General features: G+C 30.8%; 13 protein-coding genes. 3 read left to right on the top strand and 10 right to left on the bottom strand.

What is annotated here, in order from left to right:
- Positions 1 to 39: 39 nt before the first annotated feature.
- From CIW83_RS19125 to CIW83_RS19115, 3 genes are all read right to left on the bottom strand, one after another.
- Complete coding sequence (locus tag CIW83_RS19125; protein WP_094904080.1) at positions 40 to 1,377, bottom strand: uracil-xanthine permease family protein; 1,338 nt, start codon at positions 1,375 to 1,377, stop codon at positions 40 to 42.
- Between the two features lie 626 nt (positions 1,378 to 2,003).
- Entirely contained in the window at positions 2,004 to 3,296 is a 1,293-nt protein-coding gene (locus CIW83_RS19120) for an NAD(P)H-dependent oxidoreductase (RefSeq protein ID WP_094904067.1), read from the bottom strand.
- Between the two features lie 19 nt (positions 3,297 to 3,315).
- Entirely contained in the window at positions 3,316 to 4,542 is a 1,227-nt protein-coding gene (locus CIW83_RS19115) for an NAD(P)/FAD-dependent oxidoreductase (RefSeq protein ID WP_094904066.1), read from the bottom strand.
- A 257-nt stretch (positions 4,543 to 4,799) separates the two neighbouring features.
- Between CIW83_RS19115 and CIW83_RS19110 the strand changes: the two genes are divergently transcribed.
- From CIW83_RS19110 to CIW83_RS19100, 3 genes are read left to right on the top strand one after another with little or no spacing between them, the layout of a single operon-like run.
- Positions 4,800 to 5,813 carry an ATP-binding cassette domain-containing protein gene (locus CIW83_RS19110; protein WP_094904065.1) on the top strand — a complete coding sequence of 338 codons (1,014 nt, stop codon included), beginning with the start codon at positions 4,800 to 4,802 and terminating at the stop codon, positions 5,811 to 5,813.
- Positions 5,814 to 5,823: 10 nt separating this feature from the next.
- A complete protein-coding gene (locus CIW83_RS19105) occupies positions 5,824 to 6,639 on the top strand; it encodes an ABC transporter permease (protein ID WP_094904064.1) in 816 nt (271 codons plus the stop codon).
- A 16-nt stretch (positions 6,640 to 6,655) separates the two neighbouring features.
- A complete protein-coding gene (locus CIW83_RS19100; RefSeq protein WP_094904063.1) occupies positions 6,656 to 7,492 on the top strand; it encodes an ABC transporter permease in 837 nt (278 codons plus the stop codon).
- Positions 7,493 to 7,528: 36 nt separating this feature from the next.
- Here the strand turns inward: CIW83_RS19100 and add are convergent, their stop codons facing one another.
- The 7 genes from add to CIW83_RS19065 form a co-directional block, all read right to left on the bottom strand.
- A complete protein-coding gene (add, locus tag CIW83_RS19095) occupies positions 7,529 to 8,554 on the bottom strand; it encodes an adenosine deaminase (RefSeq protein ID WP_094904062.1) in 1,026 nt (341 codons plus the stop codon).
- A gap of 145 nt (positions 8,555 to 8,699) precedes the next feature.
- Entirely contained in the window at positions 8,700 to 9,959 is a 1,260-nt protein-coding gene (locus CIW83_RS19090; RefSeq protein WP_094904061.1) for a uracil-xanthine permease family protein, read from the bottom strand.
- 272 nt (positions 9,960 to 10,231) lie between these two features.
- A complete protein-coding gene (locus tag CIW83_RS19085; protein ID WP_094904060.1) occupies positions 10,232 to 11,101 on the bottom strand; it encodes a radical SAM protein in 870 nt (289 codons plus the stop codon).
- An 11-nt stretch (positions 11,102 to 11,112) separates the two neighbouring features.
- Positions 11,113 to 12,297, bottom strand: a complete 1,185-nt coding sequence (locus CIW83_RS19080; protein ID WP_094904059.1) for a putative glycoside hydrolase — start codon at positions 12,295 to 12,297, stop codon at positions 11,113 to 11,115.
- 206 nt (positions 12,298 to 12,503) lie between these two features.
- Positions 12,504 to 14,141, bottom strand: coding sequence for a hypothetical protein (locus tag CIW83_RS19075; RefSeq protein WP_094904058.1), 1,638 nt, complete (start codon positions 14,139 to 14,141; stop codon positions 12,504 to 12,506).
- A 3-nt stretch (positions 14,142 to 14,144) separates the two neighbouring features.
- On the bottom strand, positions 14,145 to 15,962 hold the full coding sequence (locus tag CIW83_RS19070) for a sensor histidine kinase KdpD (RefSeq protein ID WP_094904057.1): 1,818 nt from the start codon (positions 15,960 to 15,962) through the stop codon (positions 14,145 to 14,147).
- Positions 15,934 to 16,638 (bottom strand): response regulator transcription factor, encoded by a 705-nt coding sequence (locus CIW83_RS19065; protein WP_094904056.1) that lies wholly within the window; start codon positions 16,636 to 16,638, stop codon positions 15,934 to 15,936. Before CIW83_RS19065 ends, CIW83_RS19070 begins: the two co-directional genes overlap by 29 nt.
- Positions 16,639 to 16,991: the final 353 nt, after the last annotated feature.

The raw sequence follows: 16,991 nt of genomic DNA, 5'->3' as shown, positions 1-16,991 counted from the left end.
TTTTGAAATTGATAATATTATAAATTCCATTAATATAATCTAATTTTCTTGCCTCTCCTTATCATCCGATTCATCTTTAGGTAGTATTAAGTTTAATATTATAGCCGTTAGTGTGGAAATCACAACTGACGAACTTCCAAATACAGTATCTACCCATGCAGGAAATCCAGCTAATGAACCTGGAACTGATGTAATCCCTACCCCTAAAGCTACTGCTAATCCGACTATAGCTGTATTTCTTGGAGTTAACTTAGAGGAGGATATCATTTTTATTCCAGTCATTGTTATCATTGAAAACACCGAAATCGTAGCTCCCCCTATAACTGCCTGAGGTATAGTCGTAAGTAATGATGCAAATTTAGGTATTAATCCTGCTACTAGAAAAATAATTGCGGCAAAAACAAATACCATCTTATTTACAACACGATTAACAGTTATGATTCCAACATTTTGACTATAAGTTGCCGTAGGCAGTCCACCAAAGAATGCACTGATAATGCTAGTTACACCATTTGCTTTTATTCCTCCAGATAACTCCCTATCCATCGGCTCTCTATCTAGCCCCCCAATAGTTGTTGATGATAAATCTCCTATAGCCTGGACTGCATTTACTATATATATTATAACCATAGAAATGATGGAGCTAATTTCAAATTTAATTCCAAAGTGCATCGGAGCAACTATTTTAAACCATCCTGATTCTGAAACCGTATCAAAAGATATAATTCCGAGCATTAAGGATATAACATATCCTACTATCATTCCTATTAATATGGCCGCCAACTTTATTGAACCTTTTGTAAAATATGTAAGAAAAACAACTACTCCAAATGTAATCATGGCAATCATCCAGTTCTGAGGCGAACCAAAATTAGGATTTCCTGCACCACCAGCCATATATCTAATAGCAACAGGATAAAGTGATAGTCCTATTGTAAATATTACAGTTCCAGTTACTATAGGTGGAAAAAATCTTCTAAGTTCCTTTACGTACATACCTACTATGAATGCAGCTATTCCTCCTGCTATCTGTGCACCAAAAATTGCAGCTATGCCAAACTGCCCTCCAATTGCAAGTATAGTAGGCACATAAGCAAAGCTGGTACCAATAATTACAGGCAGTCCAGAGCCTATGCCCTTTATTGGAAATAACTGTAACAAGGTTGCAAGAGCTGTTATAATAAGTGAAATTTGAACTAATATTGTTCTATCAGCTGAATCTAAACCAGTAACATTTGCTACCAATAATGCTGGGGTAACTACACCAACAATTGCAGCTACAACGTGCTGAAATCCCAGAGGTATTACCTCCTTAACCTTTGGAATCCCTTCCATTTCAAAAATTGTACCTGATATTTTTACTGAATTCTCTTTCATCACAAACCCATCCCCATTTCCATAAATATTTTTTATGATACCCTTATGAACATATTATCTTATCAACTTATCTGATATGTTTGAAGATAGTTTATATTATAACATTCAATTTTAAATTATATAAATTTTACAAATTTTCAATAATATGGGGTTGCGATAATAATATATCAATGTCGAATTGATAAAATTTATACATAGAGATATTCTCACTATATTGATATAATCATGTATAAATTGATATTATCTTTATTATATAATTTATACAAAATAATATATCCAATATAAAATATTTTTGATTTCTCCCTATACTATTAAAATAAAAAACGCTTCTATGGAAGTGTTAAATATATCTAGTATTTTTAATGTTTTAAAAAATAGGAAATGAATTCGAGATGAAAAATTAAATTATTGCAGAATATATCAATAGAATTAACAGAAAATTATAATATTCATATAAAAATTTCTCGATATGTTAGTCAATATGTTAGCACCTATTCTTTAGATATAGAAAGTAAGGCAGATTTCAATAATTTAGATAACTCTTAAATTGATTATGCAAAGGAGAATTTAAATTGCAATTTTCTCCTTTGCTTTTTTATTATTTTATATTCTTTCATTAAATTGCCTTACGCTCTTTTTTCCTGCTCCATTCTTAATTTGTATATAGTAGTATTAGTATCTAAATCTACCATATCATAGGTAATACATTCACCCTTTTTAATGTCTCTTTTAATTACTGCATTATTGTTTATAAGTCCTATTGGCACTAAGTTTTCACTCTTTGCGACTTCGCAAGTATCTATACTTCCTAAAACAGTATATTCTCCTATACCATCTAATCTTTCACCTTTTTTCAAGTCCTTCTTAGCCATCGTAATTACTTCTGCCACTGTTTTTTCATATGCAGGTGCAATAGTAGCTTCCTTATAAAAATAAGCTTTTGCTATTGAAATTGGTGTTTCTAAACTAGTTAAATGGTATGGTCTATAAAGTACATAGTTTGGTCCAGATCCCATTTTTAAAAATTGCATTTCATGATGTACTTGGGGAAGTGATGTAGTTACAATAGCAAATACTCCTGGAGCTACACCATGGGCATAATCCACTATTCTATATTTATTCAGTATTCCTCCCTCTTCCTTGAGACTATATACCTTTGGTAAATCATTTACTTCCGTTGTTGGTCCATAACCGCCTCGTATATCTGGAATAAATCCTGTACTATTTGCCATTGCTGCCATTTCTACCATGGTATTTGTTCCATCAATAAAAGAAGCTAGTTTAATAGGATTTAACTTTGACTTTAAGGCTTTTTCTCTTACACTATCTGGTGTTGCCTCATAATCGATCGGATTGTTTTTTCCCTTACCTATTGCTAATACTTCAAATCCAGCTGCCTCTGCAAAATCAAAAATTTCTTTAACTGATCCTGGTTCATCTCCCGCTGTGCCAGTATACACTACACCCGCTTTCTTAGCCATCTTATTAAGTATAGGTCCTACTACAACATCTGCCTCCACATTCAACATCACAATGTGCTTCTTATTTTCTATTGAATCTAATGCTATTCTTGCCCCTGCATCCGGTACACCTGTAGCATCTACAACCACATCAACTAAATTTGGCTTAGTAGCATATTCAGTTATATCTGTTACAACATATTTATTACTTTCCATAGCGATATTAATTTCACTAAGCGTCCTAGCTATTACAATATCATCCTTCGATATACCTGCTAAGGTATATGCTTCTACTGCATCAGATATTTTGTTGCTAACGACTAAGGAGGGCTCCATACCTTTTACTAGCATCATCTGACTTACTAGTCCCTTTCCCATAAGCCCCGCACCTATTATAGATACCTTTATATGCTTGTTGCTTTCATCTAATTCTTTTAATTTATTATTTAGACTTGTCATTTATTTTCCTCCATTATACTTAGTTCTTGGCCGCATTTAATCCTGCGATATAACCTGATGACCATGCCCATTGAAGGTTAAATCCTCCACAATCTCCATCTATATCTAGTAACTCTCCTACTATATAGAGTCCTTCAACTATTTTTGATTCCATAGTTTTACTGTTAATTTCATCAGTATTTACTCCACCTGCTGTTACCTGAGCATTACCCCAAGATTGAGACCCTATTACTTTAAAATGCCAAGAAGTAAGTATTTGTGATAATTTTCTTATTTCATCTTTAGACAAAAATCCTAGATTTTTATTCTTATCTATATTTAATTCTTTAAGTATTGGAATAATAAGTCTTTTATTTATTAGTCCTATTAATCCAATCTCTACAGTCTTTTTATCATTAAAATTAAATCTATTTACTAGGTACTGAAATAATTCTTCCTGACTTCTTGTATGGATTATAGATACTCTTAATTCTACAGATTTACCTTTATTAATATATTCCAAAGCTGTTCTACTTAATTGAAGAATTGGAGGACCTGAGATACCATATGATGTAAATAAAATATCCCCACTATCCTCTAATATTAATTTATTATCTACATATATTCCGGCTGCTCCAAGAAATTTCACCCCATCTAATGACTTGAGAAATCCACTTTCAAGTTTCAATTGCACTAGACCTGGAAATACATCTGTAACTGTATGACCTAGTTTCTTGCATAAAGTATATCCATTACCATCAGAGCCACTGGATGGCAATGCCATACCCCCTGTAGCTATTATTACCTTATCTCCTTCAAAAGTTCGCTTATCTTTAAGTATTACAGTAAATTTTTTTCTCTTTTTTATTTCAGATACTTGTGCTTCCGTAATTAATTCAATTTTTTGTGTTTCTATCTCATATCTTAATACATCCAGCATAGATGAAGATTGAAAAGATAAAGGAAAAACCTTTCCATTATCCTCTATAGCTGGTGTTATTCCTAATCTTTCAAAAAATTCCATAGTCATTTCTACATTAAACTCAGCCAATGCACTATATGCAAATATAGGATTATTGCCATGATAATTATTTATACTCAAATTTTTATTTGTATAATTACATCTTCCATTTCCTGTAGCTAAAAGTTTTTTTCCTACTCTATCATTTCTCTCTAATATTATAATCTCTCCACCGTTTTTCTTTGCTGATAAAGCCGCCATCATTCCCGCAGCTCCTCCGCCGATAATTATTATTCTCTTGCTCATAGAAAAACTCCTTTATAAACTTACTCTGCTATCTATTTTATACTTTATTCATAGTTTTGTCTATTTTAACAAAATAATTAATTAGTCAGAATGGAATTTAAGTCCCTTTGATATAAGTATTATTTAAATTATTTTAATATAATTATTAAAATAATTAATTTATAAATTAATTATTTTAATAATTATATTGACATTTTTAAGTTTCTATACTATCCTTTAATCATACATAGTCTTAACCTATTAAAGGGGGATTTTATTTGGATAATTATGCTATAGAAGTAAAAAACTTAAAGAAAGAATTTGAAATCAAAAAGAAAAGAGGTCATTTATGGAAAAAAGATTATAGAGAAAAAGAATTTTTTGTTGCTGTCGATAACATCAGTTTTAATGTTAATAAGGGAGAAATATTTGGATTCTTAGGTCCTAATGGTGCCGGTAAGACCACTACTATAAAAATGATTTCTACTTTACTAATGCCTACTTCTGGCTCAATTATAGTTAATGGTATAAATTCTCAAGATAAGCCCATAGAGGTCCTTAAAAATTTAGGTACAGTATTAGCTGGAGAAAGAAGTATTTATTGGAAACTTTCAGGCAGAGAAAATCTAGAGTACTTTGCAGCTATGAATGGCATAACTGGACAAATTGCTAAAGAACGAATAGATTATTTATTAAAAAGATTTAGCTTAGAAAAAAGATCTGACGAAACTGTAGAGAAATATTCTACAGGTATGAAACAACGAATAGCTCTAGCAAAGGCTTTAATTTCAAATCCGCAAATAGTAATATTAGATGAACCCACTTCAGGATTGGATCCTCAATCTGCAAGAAATCTAAGGGAAATAATACTAGAAATTAAGGAAGAAGGCAGAACTGTACTTTTAACTACTCATTATATGGAGGAAGCAGATCAATTAAGTGATAGAATTGCCATAATAGATCACGGGAAAATCATAGCCTTAGATACTCCTGAAAATCTCAAAAGAGGATTAAGTAAAACTAATAGTCTTATACTTGAGCTGAATCATTGGGATGAAATCATTGCCAGCAAGCTAAAAAATATACAACATGTAGAAAATATAAATAATAAATTTAATGATTCTACCCAAACTTGGGAAATAAAAATCCATATTTCTAATGGTAACGAAATTGTTAGTTCTCTAATATCAAATATAGTTTCTTACAATATTAAAATAATTAATTTTAGAGTGGATGAGCCCACTTTAGAAGATGTATTTATAAATCTAACTGGGAAATCTTTAAGGGAATAGGAGGTATACAATGACTGCTGTTTTATCTATATTTAAAAAAGAATTTAGAATTTTTTTAAGGTATCCATCTTGGTTTATATCTGCATTAATATGGCCTATTATATTTCCCTTTGGATATCTATTTACAGTTAAAGCCCTATCTGGTACTGATGTCCAATCCTTGGAGATTTTCTCAAATTTTTCTGGAACTGCTGATTATGTAGGCTTTATACTAATCGGAACCACTATGTGGATGTTAATGAATACTATGTTATGGTCCTTTGGAACTAGTCTTAGAACTGAGCAAATAAGAGGAACCTTAGAGTCTAATTGGCTTTGTCCAGTACCCAAGATTACACTTTTATTAGGATATTCCCTGTGGCAAATATTTTCCAGCTTTGTTTACCTTCTTATTTCTATTATAGAGTTTAAACTAATATATAATTTCAGATTTATAGGAAGTCCTCTTCTGTCTCTTTTAATAATTATATTGTCACTTCCTTCTATTTATGGAATAGGATTTATATTTGCCAGCCTAGTCATGTGGCAAAAAGAAGCAAACTCCATGGTGTTTTTAGTTAGAGGAATAATGTCTTTATTCTGTGGTATAACTTACCCTTTAGCAGTTTTGCCAAATTGGATGAAGAGTATATCAAATATAATACCTTTAACACATAGTATTAGTGCATTAAGGTCTGTTATCTCTGCTGGAGCTACCATAGGGGATATTAAGAGTCAAATATATTACTTAATATTTTCAGGTATTGTTCTTATGATTTTAGGATTTTTAGCTTTTAATCTTACTCAAAAAAAGGTTAAAGAATCTGGATCTTTAGGTCATTATTAATAGGAAGGAGAAAAATATGAGTTCAAATAATTTAAAAACATATTTATTTGCTATTTCTGCTATTACCAAAAAGGATATGAAAATATTCTTAGCATATCCTATAAATGCTCTTTTTAGGATTATAGAGCCTATTATGTGGATTGCTCCAGTATATTTCCTTTCTAAAGCTTTCCAAATCAATGGTGAAAATATAGGTTTTAGCCAATATGCTGGAACCACTGATTATATGGCTTTTCTAGTGTTGGGAACTATTGTAAGCAGCTTTGTAAGTTCTGTTCTCTGGGGCATGGGTTTTTCCTTAAAGAATGAAATGGATTCAGGAGTAATAGAGTCTAATTGGTTAACCCCAATTCCATTATGGGTACAGCTAATCGGAAGGTCTATCTTTTCACTAATAATAACCACCATAAATTCTATAACTGTAGCATTTTTAGTATGGTTATTATTCGGTTTTAATATAGATAACAATATACTCCTTGCTATAATTGCTTTAATTCCTCTCTTGGTCGCATTGTATGGATTGGGTTTTGGAATAGCTTCTCTAGTTCTTATAACTAATAACGCTAATAATATAATTGATATAACTAATTTTTCTTTAAATATTATCTGTGGTCAAGACTTTCCTATTACTATCCTACCCAGAATTTTAACTGCCGTATCATTGGCGATTCCTCTGACATATGGCTATGATGTTATAAGAGGACTACTTTTAGGTACTAACACTATTTTTTCTATAAAAATAGAATTATTGATATTAACAGCCTTTATGATAGTAGGAACAGCTTTAGGATATTATATATTAAAGAGAGTAGAAAAACACTGTAAAACAATTGGAAATATTGGATTCCATTAAAAAGTATGATAGAGAATTCTCTATCATACCTTTTAATTATAGTCCTAATTCCTTTAATTCGTCTTGAATTTTCTTTCTTAAAGCTTCCTTTTCTTCCTTCAAAATAAAAGCTGCTTCAATGGAGTTATCTATAAGCTTTAATATTTCTTCTATAGAAAAATTTAATTCATCCATTAAAAGCTCATATTCCTTCTCCAAGGAAGTGTTAGAAACTGTAGTATTATCTGTATTTACAGTAACTCCTATTCCTAGCTCCATATATTTTCTTATTGGATAATTTTCTATGGAATTCACTGCTTTTGTTTGTAGATTACTTATAGGACACATTTCCAAATATATACTTTTTTCTCTTAGTAATTCCATAACTTTAGGATCTTTTATAGCCGCTATTCCATGACCTATTCTTTCTGCATAAAGAAGCTCTATTGATTTAGATATGTTTTCTACAATTCCAGTTTCCCCTCCATGGATAGTTATTTTATATCCTTTTTTACGGGCTAATTCAAATGCTTCTTTATGTATTTCTGGTGGAAAATCTTGTTCATTTCCTGCTAAATCTACAGCTACTACACCTTTGCCAAGATATTTTTCACCATACTCTACTACCTCTAAGCTATTTTGAAGACTTTCATGCCTCATGCATATTAATATGGCATTAGATAATATATTAAATTCTTCTTTTCCTCTTGCCATACCTTTTAAAACACTTTCTACAACATCATCAAAGCTTAACCCGTCATTCATGTGTAGAAATGGAGCAAACCTTATTTCAACATATTTTACATTTTGTATACTTAGATCTTCTAAAAGCTCATAAGTAATTCTCTCTATATTTTCTTTTCTTTGCATTACTTTTAATGGATAACTAAACTTCTTTAAATATTCTATTAAGGAATTACATTCTTCTTTAACACTTACTAATTCTTCAAACTCTTTAATATCACTTACGTTCAAATCTTCTTCCTGCTGAAGCAATAATTCATACATAGTTTCTGGTCTTACACTTCCATCTAAATGACAATGTAACTCTATTTTAGGTATATTTTTCAAAATTCCTCTCATAATCTACCCCTTTCAGCATAGTATACTCTATTTCAATTATATTAATATTATAGTCTTTATATTTATATTCTTCCAGCCCTCAATACTTATATATAAAAATTCCTCTCCAAATTTTGAGAGGAATTCTTTATAATAAAGATTTGTCTTATTTTCTGTTTAGCACTGCATTGATTATTATACCAACTAATGCTGCAAAACTTAACCCTGTTATTTGAACTGATTCATTTATCGGAATTCCTACTGTAAAACCTAAAATTTCAGATAAATAATTTCCGCCTAGACCTAATACTAGTATAATAGCCATTACAACAATATTTTTCCAATTAAATTTAACTTCTTGATTCTTTATAGTCTTTACACCAATCAAAGATATCATACTAAATAACATTAGGGAGATTCCACCCATTACAGCTGTTGGTATAGATGATAATGATGCTCCAATTTTTGCTATAAATCCCAAACATACTGCAAATACTGCTGCAAGTCTCAATATTGATGGATCATAATTCTTAGTTATTGCCAATACTCCTGTATTTTCTCCATAAGTTGTATTTGCTGGCCCACCAATTAATGCTGCTACTGTAGTTGCTAATCCATCTCCTAATAATGTTCTATTTAGACCTGGATCTTCTACAAAGTTTTTACCTACTACCTGTCCATTAGTAGTTATATCACCTAGATGCTCCATAAATACTGCTAAAACTACTGGTGCAATAATTGCTATAGCACCTAGATCAAACTTAGGCAATCTAAAAGGTGGTAGTGCAAAGATTGATGCCTCTTTTATTAAGTTTGTATTTACTAATCCCATCTTTAACGATATTGAATATCCAACAATAACTGCTATTAGTATTGAAAGTTGTTTTATAAATCCTTTTGCTTTGAAGTTTATTAATAATGCTGTTCCTAAGGTTATAGCAGCTATAATAAGGTTTTCCTTTGCCATTCCAAATGCTACTGGTATTAAGTTCATACCTATTACTATAATCATAGGTCCTACTACTTGAGGTGCAAGATATTTTTGTATTCTTTCTACCCCTATTTTCTTTATTAAAAAAGATGTAAGCACATAAATTAATCCTGCTACAACCATTCCACCTTGAGCATAAGCTAGATCTCCATTATAAAGTTCTTTTACTGTTAAAATCACTGGAATAAATGCGAATGATGAACCTAGAAATGCAGGAACCTTTCCCTTTGTACAAGCATGAAATATAAGTGTACCTAAACCTGCTGAGAATAGAGCTATTGAAGGGTCTAATCCTGTCAATATAGGAACTAAAACTGTCGCCCCAAACATAGCTATAAGATGCTGAAGTGCTAATATTACCTTTTTTGAATGACCTAGCAAGGACATTTCCTCACCTGTTGAATCAACTGATTTTTTAATTGCATTATCAACCATTTATTTTCTCTCCTTTCCAGCCTCACAGGACTGATTTAAAAGTTTTTATGACCTAACACAACGAACGTGCTAGTGAGTTGATGTAGGTCAAACGCAACGAGAACCAAATTTGCACGAATGTAATGAGTGAACAAATTTGTGTTTCGAGACTGCGTAAGGTCTATATACAACTCAGTAAGCTAGGCAATTTTTCCTTCAGTTATTATACCATCATTTAACTATTTGTACAATGTTTTTTTATAGAATATTTTTTACAAAAAAAAGAAGACTTTCTAAAGTCTTCTAAATAAATCTTTTTCTTCTAAATTAGCTATCTGTAATCCTTCTTCTATTTGAGATAAAATTAAATCTTTATCTTGAGATAAAGTACCTTTTAATGCCACATAATTTGAAGCATGATTAGACCTAAAAACACAATTCTCTACATTAAGGTTTTCAACCATCTTCTTAGTTTCTAATAGTACTTCTTTAGGGCTTAAAAGATCGAACTTTCCATTCTTCACATCTTCATAAAGAGGAGTCCCCTCTTCAACTATTAATGTAAGTAGCCCTACGTAATTAGGATTTATCTCATTAATTATTTTAGCAGATTCTATCGCATGTTCATAGGAATCTATTTTACCGCCTATACCAGAAATAAGGGTTATTGAAAGTTCTATATCAGCTTCAACCACCTTTTTTCCTGCTTTAACCATTTCTTCCCTAGTTACACCTTTATTAATGGCTTTTAATATTTTCTCTGATCCTGATTCCACTCCAAGATATATAATTCCTAATCCAAGAGATTTTAATTTTTCTAACTCTTGGTTGCTTTTAGATAATATTGCCTTAGGTGAACCATAAATTCCTACCCGTTCACATTCTGGAAATTTTTCCTTTATAAAAGAAAGAATTTTCATTAATTCTTCATTCTTTATTGCTAAAGCATCACCGTCTGCAATAAATATTCTCTTTACATATTTATATCTTTCTCTTCCTATTTGAAAATCTTCTATTATTTCATCAGTACTTCTGACTCTAAATCTTTTATCTTTATACATAGAACAAAAAGTACATTTGTTATGAGTACATCCTATAGTAGCTTGAACTATTAGACTATATGCCTCACTAGGTGGTCTATATAAAGACCCTTCATATCTCATTTTATCACCTCTTATTTTTCAAAACCTTCTACTGTATATTTATTGCCTGCATTCCAAAATATCCATTGAGTTAAATCTGCATCATAGGTAGCTTTTTTCTGTGCTATTAATTCCTTAGGACCATAAGGCGTATAATGTGAACCATATTGTTTCCTTAGCCATGGAGCTGAAAAATCCTGAAGCCAAGGTCTAAGAATGGCTTTTTCTTCTGTCGTATCTATATTATTTATTCTTTCCTGCGCTTTTGCCATACTAGTATATACTATTTTATATGGGTCTGCATCCGGATAGGGAACACCATATGAACCCAATGCATAGTGTGATGGATAAACCATAGGACATAATATATCTACAGCAATAGCTAAAGTTTCTAAATGTTGGCCTAACTTCATATCATCCTCTACAGTAGTGACTAGTCCAAATATATCAGCAGACACATATACTCCATAGGGTGCCAATCTTTCTCTGGCATAACTCAAAAATCCAGCGATAGCATCTCTCATTGGCTCTTCATCAGCCTTACCGTAATCAATCAAATCCCTTTTTCCATCAGTCGGAAATCTTACATAGTCAAATTGAATCTCTTTAAATCCATTTAGCGCGGCTTCCTCCGCTATCTGAATAGGATACTCCCAAGATTCTCTATTATATGGGTTGAGCCATGCATCACCTTTATTATCCCTCCAAACAGATCCATCCTTAGTCTTTACGGCCAAATCAGGTCGTCTTCCTGCTGCGGTTCTATCTTTAAATGTTACGATCCTAGCTATAGGATATATATCCTTATCTGCTAAAAGCTTCATTGAACCTATGAAATCTTTATCCTTAACTATCTTATCTGCCTCTAATTCTTTTACCATAGGAATAGAAGATTTATATGTTAATTCTCCATAATCATCCTTCACATCTATGACTACTGCATTTAGCTCTGACTTATCTATTAAATCTACTAAATCATAAAATCTACTTTTTAGTCCCAAAGTGTGCCCTGTCATATAAATTGCTTTTACATCAAGTGTTTCCTTATATGCAGACCAATTAGTTGAAGGTTGTTTTAAATAGTCTAACTCTGTAATAACAGGTATATTTTCTTTAGCTGTGCTTGTATTAGATATTATATTTTTTCCATTTTTACATCCTGATAATAGTAAAGTAGATGCTACTAATATCCCAATAAGTTTAATTTTTCTGTACATAATATCCCCCTATGTGTAAACTTGATGACATTTCTAATTAAAATAATCATTCAATTTATATTTAATTTTATTTCATGTTTTTAATTATATATTATGTAGATTATTAATACAAGACAGCTTTCAATTACATATATTAAAAAATCTCTAATATGAACCAGCATATTAGAGATTTTTATTAAATTTATACAGTTATTTTATACAATTATTTATTGTTTAGCGGCAATCATATCAAGTAAATCCTTTTCAATGTATATAAAATTATCATCACCTAAGTTAATACCTAATCCAGCTTCAAAACTTAGTAATTCATCTCTATCAAATTTTAGGATAACAATATTATTTCCAGTCTTTAGACCATCATCTTCTACCTTAAGGCTCGGTAAATCATTTTGCAGAAAAATTCTTAGAATATCTCCCTTGGGAAGAATAACTTTAATTTTTATATTTACATAATTGTCCTCATAGGCCACCCCTACACCTTGTATCTCAATTCCTTCATCATTCAAGATTGAAGCACATTCTAAATCTTCATATATATATCCATCATCAATATAACTGATCATGTCTTTATTATTGGATTTTACTGTAGGTATATTCAATAAGAATTTCTCCTTCTTTTGCCTTTCTTCTTCAATGAGCTTTTTTAGATTATTTATTGACTCTGAATTTTTAACCTCTTTTAAAACAGTATCCGGAAACTGCAAATCAGAAGAATTGTCCTTCCTTGAGGTAACAAGATCAATGAATCCCTCCGGATTAATTATCTTTAATCCATTATATTCATAGCCTGACTCAATCAAATAGTCTAATATATCTTGTTTATCCAATGTAGAGTCTATTTGTAAACCCAGTGCAGATAATCCAACTACGTAGGGCACTGTCCAGCTAAATCCTCCTTCATAATCATATCCATAGCTTTTGCTATTCCTATATCCTGCAAGGGTAAAAGTTGAAGGTACTAGAATATACTTATCTGCAGAAGAATTATATTTCATCCAATTTTTATCTATCCAGTCAGGAAGCTCATAATTTTTATAATCATCTCTATCCTTATATGGTTCAATCTTCGCTGACACAAATCCATCTTCTACAGTAAACATCATTATTCCACTTGCAACTGCATCATCATAGGCTTTCTGGAATGCCTCCAGGTTCTTCTCACTGCTATCTAAACCATCAGAAAATCCTATGATTTTTATTTTTTCATCTTCTGGTAATGTTTTATTTATTTCAATTATTCTATATATTGCTTCAGCATGAGTAGTTTGATTTCTTAACCACGGTGGATGGGCAATATAGTATAAATTTACATCCGGTGCAACCCCCAAGTTTTCGCCAAGTAATATACTAGTTACAGCAGGTCCATGCATAGATGTTTTAAAAGCTACCTCATTACCCTTATCCCTGACTTTTTCATAGTGAATGTTTTTATTTACATATTCTTCATGATCTATTAAAAGGGGCTGATCCACATATGCAATACTAACCCCCTTTCCAGTAATTCCTTTATTATGAATTCTTCTAACATTTAGTCCAGGATCTTTAGCCCATTCGATTATCTCATTAGGTTTAAATTTATCAGGTAATTTATCATTCTCTGGAAACAAAGTCTCTGTATCAAAATCGACTTTAAATAACAGCTCGACACTATTTCTCAAATCATAATCCCTTAAATCCAATCCATCCAAAACATCTCCAATTTTTATATCTACAATCGGCAAATCCTGTTCTGTATTTACTGGTTTATCTGTGGAAATAATATTATTTTCTACTTCATTTTTTGAACAACCTATTGATGATAATACTAAAGAAATAATCAGTATTATTAAAATGCACTTTTTCATTTTCTACACCTCCGCTAATTGAACAGTTTCAAAACTAATGATTACCTTAAACATATCACCGTCTATATCTATTTTAAAATTTCCACCACATACATTTGTAAAACTTTCTGCAATTGATAGTCCCAGTCCGCTTCCCTCAGTGGTTCTAGATTGATCACCTCTACTAAATCTCTGCAAAATTTCTTTAGACGCAAAATTCATCTCATACCCTGCAATATTTTTTATATTTACGAATGCTTTTCCATCATCTTCTACTAATAATTCTATAAATATTCTTGTTCCTTTAAGAGAGTATTTTAATGCATTATCTATTATATTTTGAAACACTCTATAGAGTCTTTTCCCATCTGCAACTATATTCACCGGTTTTTCTGGCAATATGGTTTTTATCTGCAATCCTGTCCTTTCAATATCATCTTCCATATCTCCTAAAGTTTGCTCAATAAGTTTCTTTAAATCAATAATTTCAAGTTCTAAATTTATATCGCCGCTTGTACTTTTAGCTAAATCAAATAAATCTATAACAATATTTTTTAGTCTATCAGACTTTTCGATAAGAATATTTACATGTTCTCTTGCATCCCTAGATAGATTTTCTTCTTTAGACAATAAATCAATATAGCTAATTATAGAGGTAAGTGGAGTCTTTAAATCATGAGAAACATTTGTGATCAAATCTAGCTTCATTCTTTCTGATCTCATCTGTTCTTCAATACTTTCATTAAAACCTTTATTAATTTCATCAAAGGTTTTATTATTACACCTAATATACCAATAAATAAATAACATTTGAATAGTTAAGAATGTTATCATCAATAAGGGCATTGATATAAATAGAAATATAAATAATATTAATATTCCACTGGTAATAATAAATACTATTTGTCTTTGATATAAGGATTTTGTTAATGAATAACTCTTAAGGTTTACTATATTCATATTAACTTTCTCAATTATCTTATGACATATACTATCCTTAATAAATCTTCCACTTTTTATTTTTCTTATCCAAGACAGCAGTGATATCCCACATATAATAATAGTAAGTGCAGTTATAACACCTATTAAATACATACTCTTCATTTGTATATGATTTAAAGAGTATCCTATGTATTCTTCATGAGAGACTATTTGGGGTAAAAATGAAATCCATACCATAGAAGGAGTGAAGCCAAGAAACAGAACTTCTGTATATACATTATCTATCCATAATGTACATAACTTATCTGTTCCAACCTTTCTACCTGTAACAGAGATTAAATAAAACAATAATAACGAGGATAATACTAAGCATAATATAATCCAAAGAATTATTTTAGTTAATATCTGTCCTGCTTCATTCCATAATTTCTGCTGTTCCTTCATAAATCTATCTGGAAATGCTATATACATTATATATTGTTCATCTTCTGGAAAACCATTAATTAGTGAAGAGTTTGTAGTTTCGCCGACTGTATATATACCATTTTCATAAGAAAAAAATCCATCTTTATTCTCCTCATAAACTTCTTTGCCATGATAAACCGAATTAGTAAGAGATTTATTATTATCACTTACAAGATATATATAATTCAGGTCTTTTAATCTAATACTAGTTTCAGACTTTAAGAGTTTATATGTATCATGAATTGCCTTATTTACTTCATCCGCAAAAATCTTGCTATTTTTATACTCCGTTATAAAAATAGATTCAATCTCTAAATTAGTATAATCAATGTAAACTAATTGTAAAATCATCATAGATATAAGTATTATAATTAAAATAGATGCAATAGATTTTGTTAATGGACTTCTACTGATATTTTTCAATTTTGTATCCAATACCCCACACCACCTTTAAGTATTTAGGCTCTTTAGGATTAATTTCTATCTTTTCTCTAATACGTCTAATATGTACCATTACTGTATTTTCAACGGAGTAAGCTGGTTCTTCCCAAACTATTTCATATATCTTTTCGGCAGAAAAAACTATTCCAGCATTAGTCATAAGAAGATCCATTATCTTGTATTCAGTGGGGGTAAGCCTTACAGATTCTCTATCTATAAATAATTGCTTGGAATCCTTATCTAAGGATAATCCTGCAACTGTTATTTGTGATGAACGAGTAATATTCTCCATATCTCCAAGGTACATATATCTTCTTAGTTGACTTTTTACTCTTGCTATCAGTTCCTGAGGATTAAAAGGCTTTGTAATATAATCATCTGCCCCCATTGAAAGACCTAAAATCTTATCACTATCCTCTGATTTAGCTGACAATAATATTATTGGAATATTTTTTTTCTCTCTTATTTTCAATGTAGTAGAAAGTCCATCTAGTTTTGGCATCATAATATCCAATAATATAAGTTTAATATTGTTATTTACCAGTGCATCAAGAGCATCTAACCCATTATATGCCTTAACTACTTCATATCCTTCCATTGTAAGCAGCTTATCTATTGCATTTGCTATTTCCCGATTATCATCGACTACTAGTATTTTTACCTGTTCCATGAAATACACCTCCCAAATAGCTTATATAATCATATTAATTCTATAACCTTACAATAAAGTTAATATAAATCTTAAGAATTTCTTACAATTCTTATTATATCATGAATAATTATCCATCAGCTAAAGAGAGTAATAAAATTAAGAAAGCAACTAAGCATCTTAAGCCTAATTGCTTTTGATATGACCTAACTAATTCGAAGGTCTTGCTGTCATTTGAGTTATTTACGCAGTCTCGCAACTCAAATCTACTTACTCGCTACCTCTATCTACCCCGCAGGTAACCCATGCTCATATGAATTTGGTCCTAACGGACACTCCTAATGAGAAATTCTACATTAAGGTTGGTGCTCGTT

Source organism: Tissierella sp. P1 (genome assembly GCF_002266425.1).
Taxonomy (GTDB): Bacteria; Bacillota; Clostridia; order Tissierellales; family Tissierellaceae; genus Tissierella; species Tissierella carlieri.
The sequence above is the reverse complement of the archived record's forward strand: the minus strand, read 5'-3'. Positions and strand labels throughout refer to the sequence as shown.

Bases quoted from the DNA above. Each gene is read 5' to 3' on its own strand.
- CIW83_RS19120 (WP_094904067.1), bottom strand. From the start codon at position 3,296: ATGACAAGTCTAAATAATAAATTAAAAGAATTAGATGAAAGCAACAAG.
- CIW83_RS19115 (WP_094904066.1), bottom strand. From the start codon at position 4,542: ATGAGCAAGAGAATAATAATTATCGGCGGAGGAGCTGCGGGAATGATG.
- CIW83_RS19105 (WP_094904064.1), top strand. From the start codon at position 5,824: ATGACTGCTGTTTTATCTATATTTAAAAAAGAATTTAGAATTTTTTTA.
- CIW83_RS19075 (WP_094904058.1), bottom strand. From the start codon at position 14,141: ATGAAAAAGTGCATTTTAATAATACTGATTATTTCTTTAGTATTATCA.
- CIW83_RS19100 (WP_094904063.1), top strand. From the start codon at position 6,656: ATGAGTTCAAATAATTTAAAAACATATTTATTTGCTATTTCTGCTATT.
- add (WP_094904062.1), bottom strand. From the start codon at position 8,554: ATGAGAGGAATTTTGAAAAATATACCTAAAATAGAGTTACATTGTCAT.
- CIW83_RS19065 (WP_094904056.1), bottom strand. From the start codon at position 16,638: ATGGAACAGGTAAAAATACTAGTAGTCGATGATAATCGGGAAATAGCA.
- CIW83_RS19125 (WP_094904080.1), bottom strand. From the start codon at position 1,377: ATGAAAGAGAATTCAGTAAAAATATCAGGTACAATTTTTGAAATGGAA.
- CIW83_RS19090 (WP_094904061.1), bottom strand. From the start codon at position 9,959: ATGGTTGATAATGCAATTAAAAAATCAGTTGATTCAACAGGTGAGGAA.
- CIW83_RS19080 (WP_094904059.1), bottom strand. From the start codon at position 12,297: ATGTACAGAAAAATTAAACTTATTGGGATATTAGTAGCATCTACTTTA.
- CIW83_RS19085 (WP_094904060.1), bottom strand. From the start codon at position 11,101: ATGAGATATGAAGGGTCTTTATATAGACCACCTAGTGAGGCATATAGT.